Raw genomic sequence first — 16,820 nt, 5'->3', positions numbered from 1 at the left:
ACTTTGGAGCCTCTGCTTACAGCAGAATCGCATTTCTACCGCTGTCCACTTTCAGCGGAATAACAACATCTTGTGGTGACAGATGAACAGTGGTTATCTGCATTTTCCGGAATTTGATCCGGTCATTTTCTCAGTAGGACCTGTTTCGCTTCACTGGTACGGTCTGATGTACCTGGTGGGCTTCATTTTTGCCATGTGGCTCGCTGGCCGTCGCGCCAGCCGTCCGGGCAGCGGCTGGACTAAAAACGAAGTTGAAAACCTGCTGTATGCGGGCTTCCTCGGCGTGTTCCTCGGTGGCCGTATTGGGTATGTGCTGTTCTATAACTTCCCGGTATTCCTGAACGATCCACTCTATCTGTTCCGCGTCTGGGACGGCGGCATGTCCTTCCACGGCGGCCTGATTGGGGTGATCCTGGTGATGGTGATTTTTGCCAAACGCACCAAACGCAACTTCTTCCAGGTTTCAGATTTTATCGCACCGCTGATCCCGTTTGGTCTCGGCGCTGGCCGTCTGGGTAACTTTATCAACGGTGAGCTGTGGGGCCGCGTCGACCCGAGCGTGCCGTATACGATGCTCTTCCCGGGCTCTCGCGCAGAAGATATCGCGCTGCTGCCATCACATCCGGAGTGGCAGTCCATTTTCGATACCTACGGCGTGCTGCCGCGCCATATGTCTCAGCTGTACGAGCTGGCGCTGGAAGGCGTGGTGCTGTTTATCATCCTCAACCTGTTTATCCGCAAACCGCGTCCGATGGGCGCTGTCTCCGGCCTGTTCCTGATCGGCTACGGCGCATTCCGTATTATCGTCGAGTTCTTCCGTCAGCCAGACGCACAGTTTACCGGCGAGTGGGTACAGTACATCAGCATGGGGCAGATCCTCTCCATTCCGATGATTGTCGCGGGTGCCATTATGATGATTTGGGCGTATCGTCGTCGTCCACAGCAACAAATTTCCTGAGGAACCATGAAACAGTATCTTGAATTGATGAAAAAAGTGCTCGATGAGGGCACGCCGAAAAACGACCGCACCGGTACCGGTACGCTCTCCATTTTTGGCCACCAGATGCGCTTCAATCTGCAAGAAGGCTTCCCGCTGGTGACGACAAAGCGCTGCCACCTGCGCTCAATCATTCATGAACTGCTCTGGTTCCTGCAAGGCGATACCAACGTTGCGTATCTGCACGAAAATAACGTCTCAATCTGGGACGAGTGGGCAGATGAAAACGGCAACCTGGGCCCGGTTTACGGCAAGCAGTGGCGCGCATGGCCAACGCCTGATGGCCGCCATATTGACCAGATCACCACCGTGATGAACCAGCTGAAAAACGATCCGGACTCGCGCCGAATCATCGTTTCCGCCTGGAACGTCGGCGAGCTGGATAAAATGGCGCTGGCACCGTGCCACGCGTTCTTCCAGTTCTATGTGGCGGATGGGAAGCTTTCCTGTCAGCTCTACCAGCGCTCCTGTGACGTGTTCCTCGGGCTGCCGTTTAACATTGCCAGCTATGCGCTGTTGGTCCACATGATGGCGCAGCAGTGCGACCTGGAAGTGGGTGATTTTGTCTGGACCGGTGGGGATACCCATCTTTACAGCAACCATATGGAACAGACGCATCTCCAGCTGACCCGCGAACCGCGTGCGCTGCCGAAGCTGATTATCAAACGAAAACCGGCATCAATCTTCGACTACCGCTTTGATGATTTCGAGATTGAGGGCTACGACCCGCATCCTGGCATCAAAGCGCCCGTCGCTATCTGATGCGATAAAGCGTGACACAACCGGTGCTGTTTAGCGCCGGTTTTTTTTTGCCGTTATCCCGTTTCCCGAGGCGCTATCCACAAAGCGTGCAACGCGCTGCAACTCTCCCAATTCTTCTGATAACGCCTCGTAAAACGAGGATCCGTCGCTCGTCATGTTCACGGCGCTTCGCCACACTCCCGGTATGAAAAAAGAGAACGGTTTTACGCTTATCGAAACGCTGGTCGCGATTTCGCTTGTCGTTATCCTCAGCGCCTCAGGTCTGTACGGCTGGGACAGCTGGCAACGGCAGCAGCGGCTGTGGCAAACCGCCAGCCAGGTGCGAGATTACCTGCTGTTTTTGCGCAACCATGCCAACCGCCACAACCGCGACCATCAAATTACCCGTCAGCGAGTGGGAGACCGGGACTGTCTGGCGAGCTCTGCCGTGCAGGGATGTGAGAAGGGCAGTCCCTTTGTAATGATTCCGCTCTGGCCTGAGGTCGAGGTCAGTGAGGTCACGCCGTCGCTGGCGTTCTATGGATTAAGGGATACGGCGTGGGCGGGGCGGATACGCGTTCAAAGCCGTGCCGGAGCATGGCTGATTGTTGTCTCAAATGGAGGACGCATAAGGATGTGTAAGGTCTCAGAGGGAAGTTCATGTCGATGAAGCAGCGTGGTTTCTCACTGACTGAAGTTCTGATTGCCACGGCGATTAGCAGCCTTTTGCTGATAAGCGCATCGCGTTTTTTACCCGGATTGCAGCGGACGGTCTTACTGCAATCCGGCCAGAGAGAGCTGGAGGAAGAGGTCTGGCAACACCTGTTTGCACTGGGCAAGCAGCTTCAGCGTGCGGGGTACTGTGCGGGAAACTGTCAAGGACAGGCGCTGGTGACCGCGAGGCTTGGAGGCTGCGTCATCGTGCGGTGGGATGCCAACAGTAACGGCAGCTGGGATAACACGGTATCAGAAAATGACAGCACCGGTTTTCGTCTGGAATCGGGTGCGCTGGAAACCCAGCGGGGGGCGACGTCGTGTGAAGGAAAAGGATGGGAAAAGCTCACGGACCCGGAAAGGCTTACGATCGCGCATTTTGTGGTGAGGAAAGTGGAGCATGCCGGTTTTGCGCCAGAGGTGACTATCGAACTTGCCGCGATGCGAAAAGACGGGCAGGGGGAGCCCTGGGAGGCTTCGTATACGGTCACGGGGTACAACCTATGAACCGTCAACGCGGAATGTCTTCGCTGGCGCTGGTTCTGCTTTTACTGGTGCTCGGTACCCTGATCCTGACGGGGCTCAATCAGCAACTCACAACGTTTAGCGCGCTCGTTGGCGGCGAGAGCCGCTCGCTCCAACTGCAGGCGACGGTACAGTCCGCGCTTGAGTGGGGACGGGTTCAGCGCTGGTCGTCAGAGTCACAGGTTCAGTGCAAAAAGACATCGGCGTGGCGAGTCTGCTTGCGCCAGCTGAGTGAGGCGCGTGTGCTGCTGATTGCCGGTGACAGCGGCCTCCTGCTCTGGCGCGCAGGAGAGATTGTCGACGGGAAAATTCGCTTTTCGCCTCACGGCTGGAGTGATTTTTGTCCCCTCAAGGAGATCGCGTTATGTCAGCTGCCGTGAGCAGAGAAAAAGGGTTTAGCATGGTGGAGGTCCTGCTGGCGATGATGCTGCTGGTGATCGTCGTGACGGCTCTGTCGGGTTATCACCGGGCACTGGCGGTGCGGTTTAGCGTGTTTAATCAGTATCGCCAGCTCTGGCACTATGCCTGGAATCAGTCTCAGCTCTCAACAAATGTTCTCCCCGCAGGCTGGCAGGCCAGTCGGGGGCAGACAACGCACGCAGGATGTGTCAGCATCACGGTTACACTTATTTCTCCTCTGGGGCGGCGCGGTGAGATAACGCGTCTGCATTGCCCGGTTAGCCAGTAGTCGGGAGCGTCTATGTTAAGGGTCTACCACTCAAATCGTCTGGACGTGCTGGAAGCACTGATGGAGTTTATCGTCGAGCGCGAGCGGCTTGACGATCCTTTTGAGCCCGAAATGGTGCTGGTGCAGAGCACCGGTATGGCACAGTGGCTGCAAATGTCGCTTTCCCGTAAATTTGGCATAGCCGCGAACATTGATTTCCCGCTGCCCGCGAGCTTTATCTGGGACATGTTCGTTCGCGTCTTGCCGGACATCCCGGAGCAGAGCGCTTTCAACAAGCAGAGCATGAGCTGGAAGCTGATGGCGCTGCTGCCGGACATGCTGCAGCGCGATGAATTCGCCATGCTGCTCCACTATCTCAATGACGATACCGATAAGCGCAAGCTGTTCCAGCTGGCGTCGCGCACCGCCGATCTCTACGACCAATACCTTGTTTACCGTTCTGACTGGTTAATTCGTTGGGAAGCGGGCGAGTTGATTGAAGGGCTGCCGGAGGCGCAAATATGGCAGGCACCGCTGTGGAAAGCGCTGGTAGAGTATACGGAGAAACTTGGCCAGCCAAAGTGGCACCGTGCCAATCTTTACGATCGGTTTATCTCGATACTTGAAAATGCGTCGGAGCGCCCGGCCCGACTGCCGTCACGCGTCTTTATCTGCGGGATATCCGCATTACCCCCTGTCTATCTGAAGGCGTTACATGCGCTGGGTAAGCATATTGATATCCATATTTTGTTTACCAACCCTTGCCGACAGTATTGGGGGGATATCCTCGACGAACGTTGGCTTGCGCGGCTGGTAACTCGCCAAAGAAAACGCCTTTTTGAAGAACGTGCCGTCCCGCTGTTTAAAGACGGCTCGACTGCCGGGCAGCTTTTCGATGAAGACGGTATCCAGAACCTGCCCAATCCGCTGCTTGCCTCGTGGGGGAAGCTGGGGCGTGACTACATTCACATGCTTTCAGACATCACTTCATCAGGTGAAGGCGACGTGGATGCCTTTGTCGAGATTGCCCCGGATAGCCTGCTTCACCATATTCAGCTGGATATTCTGGATCTGGAAAACCGCGCCGTGATGGGCGTGACGGCGAACGAGTTCGAACGCAGCGACAGCAAGCGGAAGCTGGACGCTGACGATCGCAGCATCACGATCCATGTTTGCCATAGCCCACAGCGTGAGGTCGAAGTGCTTCACGACCAGCTGCTGGCGATGCTGCAGGACGATCCCGAACTGACGCCACGCGATATCGTGGTGATGGTGGCGGATATCGACAGCTACAGTCCCTTTATTCAGGCCGTCTTTGGCAGTGCGACGGGCGAGCGATACCTGCCTTACGCTATCTCTGACCGTCGTGCCCGCCAGTCGCATCCGGCACTGCAGGCATTTATCACCCTGCTTTCACTGCCTGATAGCCGCTTTTTCTCCGAAGATGTCCTGGCGTTACTGGATGTTCCCGTGCTGGCTGCACGCTTCAACATCAATGAAGAGGGGCTGCGCTACCTTCGCCAGTGGGTGAATGAGTCTGGCGTTCGCTGGGGGATTGATGACGATAACGTTCAGGAGTTCGAACTCCCCCCAACCGGGCAGCACACGTGGCGATTTGGCCTGACGCGTATGCTGCTGGGCTACGCCATGGAGAGCAGCCAGGGCGAGTGGAACGAGGTGCTGCCTTACGATGAGTCCAGCGGGTTAATTGCTGAGCTGGTGGGGCATTTAGCGTCACTCCTGATGCAGCTTAACCGCTGGCGACACGAGCTGCTGCAGCCGCGTCCGCTTGACGCGTGGCTTCCGGTTTGCAGGGCGTTGCTTAATGATTTCTTCCTGCCAGACAGTGACACCGAAGCGGCAATGGCGCTTATTGAAACGCAGTGGCAGGCTATCATCGACGAAGGCGTGAATTCCCACTATCAGGAGGCCATCCCGTTGTCGCTGTTGAGGGATGAGCTGACGCAGCGGCTCGATCAGGAGCGAATCAGCCAGCGTTTCCTGGCAGGCCCCATCAATATCTGCACCCTGATGCCAATGCGTTCTATCCCGTTTAAAGTGGTCTGTCTGCTTGGCATGAACGACGGCGTTTATCCCCGCGCGCTGGCACCGCTGGGGTTCGATTTGATGAGCGCAAATCCAAAACGGGGCGACCGTAGCCGCCGTGATGATGACCGCTACCTCTTCCTTGAGGCGCTCATTTCTGCCCAGAATAAGCTCTATATCAGCTATATCGGCCGTTCCATTCAGGACAACAGCGAGCGTTTTCCCTCCGTTCTGGTGCAGGAGCTGGTGGACTATATCGGCCAGAGCCACTATCTGCCGGGGGATGAAGAGCGCAACTGCGATGAAAGCGAGCAGAGGGTGAAAGCCCATATCACCTGTTTCCACAGCCGCATGCCGTTTGACCCTGTGAACTACACGGCCAGCGAGCGCCAGAGCTATGCACAGGAGTGGCTACCGGCGGCGAAAAAGGAGGGGAATGCGCACACGGATTTCATTCAGACGCTTGATCCGCTGCCCATTAACACCCTGACCTTTGAACAGCTTCAGCGGTTTTGGGCGCATCCGGTGCGGGCCTTCTTCCAGCAACGATTGCAGGTTAACTTCCGTTCTGAAGAGAGCGAAATTCCGGATGCAGAGCCTTTTACGCTGGAAGGGCTGGAGCGCTATCAGCTAAACCTCCAGCTGCTGAATGCGCTGGTTGAAGAGGAAGATGCTAACAAACTTTACCGCCGCTATCGTGCTGCCGGGCAGTTGCCCTATGGCGCGTTCGGGGAAATTGTCTGGGAGGCGCAGTGTCAGGAGATGACCGCCCTGGCAGAGCGCGTGAGAGCGTGTCGGCAGCCGGGCAAAAGTATTGAAATCGATCTCAACTGCAGTGGCGTAGAGCTCACGGGCTGGTTAACCCAGGTTCAGCCGGACGGGCTGCTGCGCTGGCGGCCCTCTATGCTGAGCGTTTCACAGGGATTGCAACTCTGGCTGGAACATCTTGTCTACAGTGCGGGTGGTCATAAAGGTGAAAGCCGGATTTTCGTGCGCAAAGAGGGCGAATGGCGCTTCCCGCCGATGGAGTCTGAACAGGCGTTACGCTATCTGTCTTTGTACATTGAGGGCTACCGTCAGGGAATGAACAAACCGCTCCTGTTACTGCCGGAAAGTGGCGGTGCGTGGATAAAAGCCTGTTATGACGCGCAGAATGATGCGATGTTAACGGATGAGTCTTCGCTGCAGAAAGCACGCAGTAAATTTATGCAGGCCTATGAAGGTAACATGATGGTGCGTGGCGAGGGTGAAGATGTCTGGTATCAGCGCTTATGGCGAACCCTTGAGCCAGAGTACTTCGAGGCTATCACGGAAGAGGCGCAGCGCTACCTGCTGCCGTTGTTTGAATTTAATCAGTCCTGAGTGCTGTATAAAAATTGCGCAGCATGGGGTGTTCATTTATGATGCACTTCTTATCACGGACTGATGTACCCAATAAAGAGATGTTGGCGTGTCCAGCACGCAATGTGTTAATGATGTAGCCGTGATAAAGAGGTCGTAATGCCAGGCAGCACCTTGTTTAAAGCGTTTGTTTTGTTTGTCGCCCTCTGGGCACCTGTCACTCAGGCAGACTCCGGTTGGCAACCCGTTCAGGAAACTATTCGTAAAAGCGAAAAAGATACCCGTCAATATCAGGCTATTCGTCTTGATAACGGCATGACCGTACTGCTGGTTTCCGATCCGCAGGCGGTTAAATCCCTTTCGGCATTAGTGGTACCGGTTGGATCGCTGGAAGATCCTGACGCTCATCCTGGGCTTGCACACTATCTGGAACATATGACGCTGATGGGGTCAAAAAAATACCCGCAGCCAGATAGCCTGTCCGAATTTCTGAAAATGCATGGCGGCAGCCACAATGCCAGCACGGCACCGTACCGCACGGCCTTTTATCTTGAAGTCGAAAATGATGCGCTGGAAGGCGCGGTCGATCGCCTTGCTGATTCCATCGCCGCCCCCTTGCTGGATAAAAAATATGCCGATCGTGAACGCAATGCGGTGAATGCCGAACTGACCATGGCCCGCACGCGAGACGGTATGCGCATGGCCCAGGTCAGCGCTGAAACCATCAACCCTGCGCACCCGGGTTCGCGTTTCTCCGGCGGTAACCTGGAGACGTTAAGCGACAAACCGAACAGCCCGGTGCTTGATGCCCTGCACGCGTTTCGCGATAAATACTACTCTGCCAACCTGATGAAAGCGGTCATCTACAGCAATAAACCGTTGCCAGAACTTGCAGGCATGGCGGCTAAAACGTTTGGCCGGGTGCCGAATAAAAATATCGACCTGCCGCAGATAGACGTACCGGTGGTCACGGACGCGCAAAAAGGGATCGTTATCCACTACGTGCCGGCGCTGCCGCGCAAAGTGCTGCGCGTGGAATTCCGCATCGATAACAACACCGCACAGTTTCGCAGTAAAACCGATGAGCTGGTGACCTACCTGATAGGTAACCGTAGCCCGGGCACGCTTTCTGACTGGCTGCAAAAACAGGGGCTGGTGGAAGGTATTCGCGCCGATTCCGATCCGGTTGTGAACGGCAATAGCGGCGTGCTGGCGATCTCCGCCACCCTGACCGACAAAGGGCTGGCAAACCGTGATGAAGTGGTAGCGGCGATCTTCAGCTACCTCTCTTTGCTGCGTGAGAAAGGCGTCGATAAGCGCTATTTTGATGAACTCGCCCACGTGCTGGATCTCGATTTCCGTTACCCGTCCATTACCCGCGACATGGATTACGTTGAGTGGCTGGCGGATACCATGATCCGCGTGCCGGTGGAACACACCCTCGACGCGGTGAATATTGCCGACCGGTATGACGCCGAGGCGGTAAAATCCCGCCTGGCGATGATGACGCCGGAGAATGCCCGCATCTGGTACATCAGCCCGAACGAACCGCATAACAAGACGGCGTATTTTGTCGATGCCCCCTATCAGGTGGATAAAATCAGCGCGCAGACCTTCGCCGACTGGCAGAAGAAGGCCGGAGAGATTGCGTTGAAGCTGCCGGAGCTGAACCCCTATATTCCGGATGACTTCTCGCTGACCAAAACGACTCAAGATTACCCGCACCCGGCGCTTATCATTGATGAGCCGACGCTGCGCGTGGTGTATACCCCCAGCCGCTATTTCGCAAGCGAGCCAAAGGCCGATGTCAGCGTGGTGCTGCGTAACCCGAAAGCGATGAACAGCGCCAAAAATCAGGTGATGTTCGCGCTCAATGACTATCTTGCCGGAATTGCGCTCGATCAGCTCAGCAACCAGGCGGCCGTGGGTGGGATCAGCTTCTCCACCAACGCCAACAATGGTTTGATGCTCAATGCAAACGGCTATACCCAGCGTTTGCCTCAGCTGTTCCAGGCGCTGCTGGAAGGGTATTTCAGCTACACGCCGACGGAAGAGCAGCTTGAGCAGGCCAAATCGTGGTATGCGCAGATGATGGATTCTGCGGAGAAGGGTAAAGCCTACGATCTGGCGCTTATGCCAGCGCAAATGCTGTCGCAAGTTCCTTATTTCCAGCGAGAAGACCGCCGCGCGCTGTTGCCTTCGATCACCTTAAAAGACGTGCTGGCTTACCGTGACGCGCTGAAAACCAACACGCGTCCGGAATTCCTGATCGTCGGCAACATGAGTGAGGATCAGGCCAAAACCCTGGCGGAGAATGTGCGCACTCAGCTCGGCTCGAAAGGCGACGAGTGGTGCCGCAACCAGGACGTGCTGGTTGAGAAAAAACAGAACGTGATTTTTGAAAAGGCGGGTAACAGCACGGATTCCGCGCTGGCCGCGGTATTTGTGCCAACGGGCTATGATGAATTCGCCAGCTCAGCGCAGAGTGCCGTGCTGGGGCAAATTATTCAGCCGTGGTTCTATAACCAGTTACGCACAGAGGAGCAGCTTGGCTACGCGGTGTTTGCCTTCTCCATGAACGTAGGCCGACAGTGGGGTCTGGGTTTCCTGCTGCAAAGCAGCGATAAACAGCCAGCGTATCTCTGGCAGCGTTACCAGGCCTTCTTCCCGCAGGTGGAAGCAAAACTGCGCGCCATGAAGCCGGAAGAGTTTGCTCAGATCCAGCAGGCCGTCATCGCGCAGGTGATGCAGCCGCCGCAGACGCTGGGTGAAGAAGCCTCGCAGCTGAGCAAAGATTTCGATCGCGGTAATCTGAAATTTGATTCGCGTGATAAAGTAGTGGCCGAGATAAAACAGCTGACGCCGCAGAAGGTTGCCGACTTCTTCCATCAGTCGGTCATTAAGCCGCAGGGGATCACCATCCTGTCCCAGGTTTCCGGTAGCCAGAACGGGAAAACGGAGTACGTGAACCCGAAAGGCTGGAAGGTCTGGAAGAGCGTCAGCGCGCTGCAGCAATCTATGCCCTGGAGTAAGAAAGAATGACCGATACCGCTGAGTCCCTTGATCCCTTACGTTTACCTCTGCAGGGTGAACGATTGATTGAAGCCTCAGCGGGAACGGGAAAAACCTTCACCATTGCCGCCCTCTATCTGCGTCTGCTGCTGGGGCTTGGCGGCAATGCAGCTTTTCCACGCCCTTTGAGCGTGGAAGAGCTGCTGGTGGTGACCTTCACCGAGGCTGCCACCGCTGAGCTGCGGGGCCGTATTCGTACCAATATCCACGAGCTGCGCATCGCCTGTCTGCGTCAGAGCACGGATAACCCTCTCTACGCGAGCCTTCTGGAAGAGATTGCCGATAAGCAACAGGCAGCCCAGTGGCTGCTCCTCGCCGAACGGCAGATGGATGAAGCGTCCGTCTTCACCATTCACGGTTTTTGCCAGCGCATGCTCAGCCTGAATGCGTTTGAATCCGGCATGCTGTTTGAACAGCAGCTTATTGAAGATGAATCCGTGCTTCGCTATCAGGCCTGCGCGGATTTCTGGCGTCGCCACTGTTACCCCTTACAGCGCGATATCGCCGAAGCGGTACACGCGTTGTGGAAGGGCCCGGAGGCGCTGCTGCGCGCTATCGATCGTTATCTGCAGGGGGAAGCGCCGGTCATCAAATCCCCGCCGCCTGCGGATGAGACCCTGGCCTCACGGCATGAAAAAATCATCGCGCAGATTGCCGACATCAAGCAAAAATGGATTGAGTCCGTTGGTGAGATTGACGCAATCATCGAAAATTCCGGGATTGACCGACGCAAGTTTAACCGTGGCAATCAGGGGAAATGGATCGACAAGATCGGCGCCTGGGCGCAGGAAGAGACGCGAGGCTATCAGCTCCCGGACGCGCTGGAAAAATTTTCCCGACGTTTCCTGGTTGAGCGGACCAAAGCCGACGGCATTGTGCCTGAGCATCCCCTGTTTGTGGCGATTGAAACCCTGCTGGCTGAGCCCTTAACGCTCAACGATCTGATAATCACTCGCGCCATGACCGAAATTCGCGAAGCCGTCGCGCGTGAAAAACGCCGCCGGGGTGAGCTGGGGTTCGACGATATGCTGAGCCGCCTCGATGCGGCACTGTGCAGTGAGAACGGCGAAGCGCTTGCCGCCGCGATTCGCACCCGTTTCCCGGTGGCGATGATTGACGAATTTCAGGATACCGACCCTCAGCAATACCGCATTTTCCGCCGTATCTGGCGCCAGAAGCCCGGCACCGCGCTGTTGTTAATCGGCGATCCGAAACAGGCCATTTACGCCTTCCGCGGTGCGGATATTTTCACCTACATGAAAGCCCGCAGCGAGGTTGACGCGCACTACACGCTCGACACCAACTGGCGCTCCTCTCCAGGCATGGTGGAAAGCGTCAACGCGCTCTTCGGCCGCATGGATACGGCGTTTATGTTCCGGGAGATACCGTTTCAGCCGGTAAAATTCGCCGAGAAAAATGCCTCGTTGCGCTTCGAGTTCAACGGCGCGACGCAGCCTGCCATGAACTTCTGGCTGCTGGACGGGGAAGGCTGCGGCGTTGCCGACTATCAAAATGCCATGGCCCAGCACTGTGCTGCGCAAATCCGTGACTGGCTCAGTGCTGGCGCGCGCGGTGAAGCGCTGCTGTGGAAAGGGGATAAATCTGCCCCCGTAAAGGCGTCCGATATTACGGTACTGGTGCGCAGCCGTCAGGAGGCCGCGCTCATCCGCGACGCCCTGACGCTACTGAATATCCCCTCCGTCTACCTCTCCAACCGCGACAGCGTCTTTGAAACGCTGGAAGCGCAGGAGATGCTGTGGCTGCTGCAGGCCGTGCTGGCCCCGGAGCGGGAAAGCACGCTGCGCAGCGCACTGGCCAGCGCAATGCTCGGGCTGAATGCGCGTGACATTGATGCGCTCAACAATGACGAAGCCGCGTGGGATGCCGCGGTGGAAGAGTTTGTTCGCTACCGCGAAAAATGGCAGAAGCGCGGGGTCATGGCGATGGTGCGCGAGCTCATGGCTCAGCGCCACATTGCGGAGAATATGCTGGCGACAGCGGGCGGCGAGCGTCGGTTGACCGATATTTTGCACATCAGCGAACTGCTGCAGGAGGCGGGTACGCAGCTGGAGAGCGAGCACGCCCTCGTGCGCTGGCTGGCGCAGCAGATTGCCGACCCGAACAGCAATTCATCCAGCCAGCAGATGCGCCTTGAGAGCGATAAACATCTGGTGCAGATCGTCACCATTCACAAATCGAAAGGCCTGGAATATCCGCTGGTCTGGCTGCCGTTTATTGCCAATTACCGCGTGCAGGATCAGGCCTTTTACCACGATCGCGAGTCTTTTGAGGCGGTGCTCGATCTCAGCAACGCGGAGTCCAGCGTTGAGCTGGCAGAGGCTGAACGTCTGGCGGAAGATTTACGCCTGCTCTACGTAGCGCTGACCCGTTCGATCTGGCACTGCAGCCTGGGCGTTGCGCCGCTGTTCCGTCGCCGTGGCGAAAAGACCGGGGAGAGCGATTTTCATCTGAGCGCGCTGGGGCGGCTTATTCAGCACGGCGAACCCAAAGACGCGGCGGGCCTGCGCCAGTGCATCGAATCACTTTGCACAGAGCATGTTGCCCTGCATATTCCGTCGCAGCCCGACACGAGCCGCTGGCAGATGCCGGAGCTGCGTGAGTCAGCGCTCCATGCCCGCCAGGTTGTGCGTACCATTGCCGACGACTGGCGCGTCACCAGCTACTCCGGTTTACAGCAGCACGGGCAGAGTATTGCGCAGGATCTGATGCCAAAACTGGACGTGGATGCCGCAGGAGCCGGGAGCGTACCCGTTGAGCCGGTGCTTACGCCGCACCAGTTCCCGCGCGGCGCCTCGCCGGGCACGTTTTTGCACAGCCTGTTTGAAGAGCTGGATTTTACCCAGCCGGTTTCCGAAGAGTGGGTGCTGAAGATGTTACAGAGCGGCGGCTACGACGCGCAGTGGCAGCCGGTTCTCACCGACTGGATCCGCGCTGTACTGCACGCGCCGCTCACGACGCAGGGGATCTCGCTGAGCCAGTTGACCGCCAAAGATAAGCAGGTGGAGATGGAGTTTTATCTCCCCATCGCCAGCCCGCTCAGAGCCGAGGCGCTTGATGCGCTGATCCGCGAGTACGATCCGTTATCTTCCGGGTGCCCGCCGCTGAACTTCCGCCAGGTGCAGGGGATGCTCAAAGGCTTTATCGACCTGGTTTTCCGCCACGAAGGGCGCTACTACCTGCTGGATTACAAATCGAACTGGCTGGGTGAAAGCAGCGAAGCCTACACGCAAGACGCGATGGCCTCTGCCATGCAAATGCATCGCTACGATCTGCAGTACCAGCTTTACACCCTGGCGCTGCACCGTTTCCTGCGTCATCGCATGGCCGATTACCGCTACGACGCGCATTTTGGCGGCGTAATTTACCTGTTCCTGCGCGGAGTGGATGCTAACGACCCGCGTTCCGGCGTCTTTAGTACGCGTCCGGCTGCGGAACTGATTGAAAAAATGGATAACCTATTTGCTGCAAGCACGGAGGAGGTGGCATGACGATGCAGGCGCTACTGCTGGACGCGGTTGAACAACGATTGCTGCGCCACCTGGATGTGCAGTTCGCCATGATGGTGGCAGGTGAGGAGCCTGCCGTCATGCTTGCCGCCGCCATTCTAAGTAAAGACGCGGGAGAGGGGCACGTGTGTCTGCCGCTGTCGCGTCTGGCGGTGGATGAGAAGATGCCTCCGGCTTTACAGGCGTGTTTCGCGCTGCTGGGTGACTCAGTGGACTGGCAGGCGATATTACTCGGCTCGCCTGCCGTGAGCGGAGCCGATACCGGGACGCCGATGATCCTTGTCGGCGAGCGGTTGTATCTTAACCGGCTTTGGCGTAACGAACTGACGGTTGCGCGCTTTTTCAGTGAGACCAACGCCCCGCTTCCCTGCGATGAAGCAAAGCTCCGGCAAACGCTGGATACGCTGTTTACCTCCGACGACGCGACAGACTGGCAGAAAGTGGCGGCAGCCGTGGCCTTAACGCGACGGATCTCGGTGATTTCTGGCGGCCCGGGCACCGGGAAAACGACCACAGTGGCAAAACTGCTTGCTGCGCTGATTCAGCTATCGGGTGAGCAAAAGTGCCGTATTCGCCTGGCGGCCCCCACCGGTAAAGCGGCGGCACGTCTGACGGAATCGTTAGGCGGCGCGGTGCAAAAACTGCCGCTAACCGGGGATCAGCTTGCGCTTTTCCCCAACGAAGCCAGCACGCTGCACCGTTTGCTTGGCGCACAGCCGGGTAGCCAGCGTCTGCGCTATCATGCCGGTAACCCGCTGCACCTTGATGTTCTGGTGGTGGATGAAGCGTCGATGATTGACCTGACGATGATGTCACGTTTGATTGATGCGCTCCCGCCGCACGCGCGGGTTATTTTCCTCGGCGATCGCGACCAGCTTGCCTCCGTTGAGGCCGGGGCCGTATTGGGGGATATCTGCACGTATGCCAGCCTGGGATATACCGCTGAGCGCGCTCAGGAGCTGGCCCGTCTCACCGGATGTTCGCTCACCTCTGAAAACCATTCGCTTGCAGGGGCGCTGCGCGACAGCCTGTGTCTGCTGCAAAAAAGCTACCGTTTCGGCAGCGACTCCGGCATCGGCCAGCTTGCGGCAGCGGTGAACCGGGGCGACCGGCGCACCACCACTGCGGTATTTGACGGAACCTTTACGGATATTGAGAAAAAATCGCTGCAAAGCGGGGAAGAGTATCAGGCGATGCTTGATGACGCCCTGCAGGGGTACCAGCACTTTCTGACGGGCGTACAACAGCAAAGTACGCCGGAGCAGGTCATTGCCGCGTTTGGCGAGTATCAGCTGCTCTGTGCGCTGAGGGAAGGCCCCTTTGGTGTCCGGGGTCTGAACGACAGGCTGGAACAGCTGCTGGCGCAAAAACGCAAAATTAACCGTACCCCGCACTCGCGATGGTATGAAGGGCGACCGGTGATGATCTCCCGTAACGACAGCGCGCTAGGGTTGTTTAACGGGGATATCGGGATTGCGCTCGACTGCGGCCAGGGCCTGCGCGTCTGGTTCCAGATGCCGGACGGGAGCGTGAAGTCTTTCCAGCCCAGTCGTTTGCCCGAGCATGAAACAGCCTGGGCGATGACGGTGCATAAATCCCAGGGCTCCGAGTTTAACCATGCGGCGCTGATCCTGCCCACGCAGCTTTCACCCGTCATTACCCGCGAGCTGATCTATACCGCGATTACGCGCGCGCGTCAGCGCCTGTCGCTGTATGCCGATGAACGGGTGCTGGTGCAGGCGATCGCCACCCGAACGGAACGCCGAAGCGGGCTGAGCGCGATATTTGAGTCACTCTGAACGAAAGCCCTCGCCGGACGGTGAGGGCGTCGTATCATCCCAGATCGGCCATCAGCACTTTTGAACGACGCTGATAGTTGTACATCTCTTTCTTCGTTTCCGGCAGAGAATCGATATCCACCGGCGTGAATCCGCGCTCCTGGAACCAGTGAATGCTGCGCGTCGTCAGGACAAACAGCTTGCTTAGCCCCATCTGGCGCGCCTGTACCGCCACGCGCTCAAGCAGCATTTCGCCGCGTGAAGAGCTGCGGTAATCAGGATGCACCGCCACGCAGGCCATTTCACCGATCTTCTCTTCCGGGAACGGATAGAGCGCGGCGCAGGCTATGGTCAGGTTATCGCGCTGAATAATGGTGAATTTGTCGATCTCCATCTCAAGCTGTTCGCGTGAGCGACGCACCAGAATACCCTGCTGTTCCAGCGGGCGGATCAGCTCCAGAATACCGCCGATGTCGTTGATGGTGGCGCGGCGGATTTGCTCAGCACTCTCCATCACAATCTGTGTACCAATACCGTCGCGGGAGAACAGTTCCTGCAGCAGGGCCCCGTCTTCCTGATAGCTGATCAGGTGGCTGCGGCGCACGCCGCTTCGGCAGGCCTTCACGGCGCCACGCAGGAAGCGGACGGTGCCGGAGTGGTAATCGCCTTCGGCTTCCAGCGCCTCTACGCGAGCCTGAGCTTCGTTCGGGAAGAGTTCCGGTACGATTGTTCCTTCATCATTCACGACGCCCTGGGAAGAGCAGAACCCAATCATTTTTTCCGCCTTCAGCTTGATCGCCAACTGCGTGGCAATCTCTTCGGACGTCAGGTTAAAGCTTTCGCCGGTCACGGAAACGGCGACCGGGCCCATCAGCACGATGGCTCCGCTGTCCAGCTGGCGATGAATAGCTTCTTCATCAATACGACGAATGCGGCCGCTGTGGCAGTAATCCACGCCATCGTCCACGCCGAGCGGCTGGGCAATGATAAAGTTTCCGCTCACGACGTTGATATGCGCCCCCTGCAGCGGCGTATTGTTCAGGCTCATGGAGAGACGCGCGGTAATATCCAGCTGCAGCAGACCCGCCGCCTGTTTCACCAGCTCAAGGGTTTTGGCATCGGTAACGCGGGTATGCTTGTGGTAAATCGGCTCGTGGTGGTGAGCGGCCAGGTTGGCGTCGATCTGCGGACGCGCGCCATACACCACCACCAGGCGGATCCCGAGGCTGTGCAGCAGGCCAATGTCATTGACGATGCTGGAAAAATTTTCATGCTCAATGGCTTCGCCGCCAAGCATGATGACAAACGTTTTTCCCCGATGGGCGTTGATATAGGGAACAGAATGGCGGAATCCCTGGACCAGTTCGGTTCTACGTTCCTTCACCATGGCACAACCCTTAATGAATGCTTAT

At 57.3% G+C, this 16,820-nt stretch carries 11 protein-coding genes; 10 read left to right on the top strand and 1 reads right to left on the bottom strand.

Going from position 1 to position 16,820, the window contains the following annotated elements; genetic code table 11:
• Window positions 1-82: 82 nt before the first annotated feature.
• From lgt to recD, 10 genes are all read left to right on the top strand, one after another.
• Window positions 83-958 carry a prolipoprotein diacylglyceryl transferase gene (gene lgt / locus AC2TE5_RS18395; protein WP_023309046.1) on the top strand — a complete coding sequence of 292 codons (876 nt, stop codon included), beginning with the start codon at window positions 83-85 and terminating at the stop codon, window positions 956-958.
• 6 nt (window positions 959-964) lie between these two features.
• The gene (gene thyA, locus AC2TE5_RS18390; RefSeq protein ID WP_014885081.1) at window positions 965-1,759 is read left to right on the top strand and encodes a thymidylate synthase; all 795 of its coding nucleotides are present in this window, start codon (window positions 965-967) and stop codon (window positions 1,757-1,759) included.
• 184 nt (window positions 1,760-1,943) lie between these two features.
• On the top strand, window positions 1,944-2,408 hold the full coding sequence (locus tag AC2TE5_RS18385; protein ID WP_484613359.1) for a prepilin peptidase-dependent protein: 465 nt from the start codon (window positions 1,944-1,946) through the stop codon (window positions 2,406-2,408).
• Complete coding sequence (locus AC2TE5_RS18380; protein ID WP_484612154.1) at window positions 2,399-2,959, top strand: prepilin peptidase-dependent protein; 561 nt, start codon at window positions 2,399-2,401, stop codon at window positions 2,957-2,959. The genes AC2TE5_RS18385 and AC2TE5_RS18380 overlap by 10 nt, the downstream gene beginning before the upstream one ends.
• The gene (locus AC2TE5_RS18375; protein WP_484612153.1) at window positions 2,956-3,357 is read left to right on the top strand and encodes a DUF2509 family protein; all 402 of its coding nucleotides are present in this window, start codon (window positions 2,956-2,958) and stop codon (window positions 3,355-3,357) included. The genes AC2TE5_RS18380 and AC2TE5_RS18375 overlap by 4 nt, the downstream gene beginning before the upstream one ends.
• Window positions 3,342-3,665, top strand: coding sequence for a prepilin-type N-terminal cleavage/methylation domain-containing protein (locus tag AC2TE5_RS18370; protein ID WP_484612152.1), 324 nt, complete (start codon window positions 3,342-3,344; stop codon window positions 3,663-3,665). The genes AC2TE5_RS18375 and AC2TE5_RS18370 overlap by 16 nt, the downstream gene beginning before the upstream one ends.
• A gap of 12 nt (window positions 3,666-3,677) precedes the next feature.
• Window positions 3,678-7,052 carry an exodeoxyribonuclease V subunit gamma gene (recC, locus tag AC2TE5_RS18365; RefSeq protein WP_484612151.1) on the top strand — a complete coding sequence of 1,125 codons (3,375 nt, stop codon included), beginning with the start codon at window positions 3,678-3,680 and terminating at the stop codon, window positions 7,050-7,052.
• A gap of 138 nt (window positions 7,053-7,190) precedes the next feature.
• Window positions 7,191-10,073, top strand: a complete 2,883-nt coding sequence (gene ptrA / locus AC2TE5_RS18360; protein WP_484612150.1) for a pitrilysin — start codon at window positions 7,191-7,193, stop codon at window positions 10,071-10,073.
• On the top strand, window positions 10,070-13,612 hold the full coding sequence (gene recB / locus AC2TE5_RS18355) for an exodeoxyribonuclease V subunit beta (protein WP_484612149.1): 3,543 nt from the start codon (window positions 10,070-10,072) through the stop codon (window positions 13,610-13,612). Before ptrA ends, recB begins: the two co-directional genes overlap by 4 nt.
• Entirely contained in the window at window positions 13,609-15,429 is a 1,821-nt protein-coding gene (recD, locus tag AC2TE5_RS18350) for an exodeoxyribonuclease V subunit alpha (RefSeq protein WP_484612148.1), read from the top strand. The genes recB and recD overlap by 4 nt, the downstream gene beginning before the upstream one ends.
• A gap of 34 nt (window positions 15,430-15,463) precedes the next feature.
• On the opposite strand, the gene argA is transcribed toward recD, so the two are convergent.
• On the bottom strand, window positions 15,464-16,795 hold the full coding sequence (gene argA, locus AC2TE5_RS18345) for an amino-acid N-acetyltransferase (protein WP_063144705.1): 1,332 nt from the start codon (window positions 16,793-16,795) through the stop codon (window positions 15,464-15,466).
• Between the last annotated feature and the right edge of the window lie 25 nt (window positions 16,796-16,820).

Source organism: Enterobacter sp. N5-15, assembly GCF_057221635.1.
The sequence above is the reverse complement of the archived record's forward strand: the minus strand, read 5'-3'. Positions and strand labels throughout refer to the sequence as shown.

Coding starts and splice junctions, on each gene's coding strand:
- lgt (WP_023309046.1), top strand. CDS start 83: ATGAACAGTGGTTATCTGCATTTTCCGGAATTTGATCCGGTCATTTTC.
- AC2TE5_RS18385 (WP_484613359.1), top strand. CDS start 1,944: ATGAAAAAAGAGAACGGTTTTACGCTTATCGAAACGCTGGTCGCGATT.
- argA (WP_063144705.1), bottom strand. CDS start 16,795: ATGGTGAAGGAACGTAGAACCGAACTGGTCCAGGGATTCCGCCATTCT.
- recC (WP_484612151.1), top strand. CDS start 3,678: ATGTTAAGGGTCTACCACTCAAATCGTCTGGACGTGCTGGAAGCACTG.
- recB (WP_484612149.1), top strand. CDS start 10,070: ATGACCGATACCGCTGAGTCCCTTGATCCCTTACGTTTACCTCTGCAG.
- AC2TE5_RS18370 (WP_484612152.1), top strand. CDS start 3,342: ATGTCAGCTGCCGTGAGCAGAGAAAAAGGGTTTAGCATGGTGGAGGTC.
- AC2TE5_RS18380 (WP_484612154.1), top strand. CDS start 2,399: ATGTCGATGAAGCAGCGTGGTTTCTCACTGACTGAAGTTCTGATTGCC.
- recD (WP_484612148.1), top strand. CDS start 13,609: ATGACGATGCAGGCGCTACTGCTGGACGCGGTTGAACAACGATTGCTG.
- thyA (WP_014885081.1), top strand. CDS start 965: ATGAAACAGTATCTTGAATTGATGAAAAAAGTGCTCGATGAGGGCACG.
- AC2TE5_RS18375 (WP_484612153.1), top strand. CDS start 2,956: ATGAACCGTCAACGCGGAATGTCTTCGCTGGCGCTGGTTCTGCTTTTA.
- ptrA (WP_484612150.1), top strand. CDS start 7,191: ATGCCAGGCAGCACCTTGTTTAAAGCGTTTGTTTTGTTTGTCGCCCTC.